Here is a 1,225-nt window from a genome sequence, read left to right as displayed (position 1 = left end):
CACTAATATATCAAGCTACTCAATAGAAACAAAATAATAAAAACTAGGATAAAGGAACGAATGAAAGTATGTATGGGCAAATTTACTCTCAAAATAATGACTTTTCTTTCGTCGAGAATCTTTTGAAAATTCATAAGAAAAATGATATAGATTCAGATGAAACTTAATTCCAATAAAATAAAAAGTAAGAGTATTCTTCTATAGATTTATCAAGGGGGAAAAAGATGACTGAAGATATTAGGGATATATTAAAGGCAATGAATGACTATAATTTAATTAGTATTTACGGTGTGTGGCTAGAGGAATTGAAAGCTAGGGGAATGATTAGAACTAATAATGTTATTGGTGAACTCGGTGAATACTTAGCTATTAAATATTATAAGGAAAACCCTAAACTACCTAAACTTCAAGCTGCACCAACAGGAACCCAGAATATTGACGCAATAAGTATCAACGGAGATCGATATAGTATTAAATCAACAACAGGAAAAGTAACAGGTGTCTTCTATGGATTAAATGAACCGGATAGTGAAATTGAAGAAAAACAAAAATTTGAATATGTAGTAATAGTTGTTTTCAATAAAGATATAACATTAAATTCTATTTATGAAATTACATGGGAAAACTTCTTGAATCATAAACGTTGGCATAGCAGAATGAGGGCTTGGAACTTATCTATTAGCAAAGCACTTTTAGAAGATTGTATAAAGATTTTCTAACAAGGTTGCAAAGACTCAACAATACCATCAACTGTTAATTAGGGGCGGCTTTATGCCGTATAATATTTGGGTAGAGGAAATTATGGAAGCCTTGATTAAATTGGGTGGGAATGCTTCTTTAGTAGCTATTTATAATATAGTCGAAGAAAATGGTAAGACTGATTTATCAAAATATATCGACTAGAAATCAAAGATAAGGAAAAATGCATATCTACATTCTATCGATACTGATATTTTTAATTATACTGTTGGTGGAGAAATGGATCTTTCTATTCCATAGTTGGGAAAGGTAAAGGGATTTTTGGATTACGAAATTTCAAAAAAACAATTCAAATGATGATGCCGCTGAAACTGTTGAGAAGAAAAAGAGCTTAGATTCCTTTTAAATTAAGGTTTCTAAGCTTCTTTTAATTATTCCCATTCAATAAAAGTTTAATTCTATTATAACAAGAATTACTTTTAAATAAGGTCTTTATATGAAATTACGTTATTAAACAAAACTAAAA

Annotated in this window: 2 protein-coding genes; both read left to right on the top strand. The window is 29.3% G+C overall.

Annotated elements, in window-relative coordinates; translation table 11 throughout:
• Positions 1-224: 224 nt before the first annotated feature.
• Positions 225-719, top strand: a complete 495-nt coding sequence (locus ABWK52_RS29555) for a hypothetical protein (RefSeq protein ID WP_098541720.1) — start codon at positions 225-227, stop codon at positions 717-719.
• A gap of 52 nt (positions 720-771) precedes the next feature.
• Positions 772-903, top strand: a complete 132-nt coding sequence (locus ABWK52_RS29550) for a hypothetical protein (protein WP_255289040.1) — start codon at positions 772-774, stop codon at positions 901-903.
• Positions 904-1,225: the final 322 nt, after the last annotated feature.

This window comes from Bacillus sp. AP50 (assembly GCF_040492675.1).
GTDB lineage: Bacteria > Bacillota > Bacilli > Bacillales > Bacillaceae_G > Bacillus_A > Bacillus_A cereus.
Note: the sequence above shows the minus strand (reverse complement) of the source record. Positions and strands in the feature narration are given on the sequence as shown.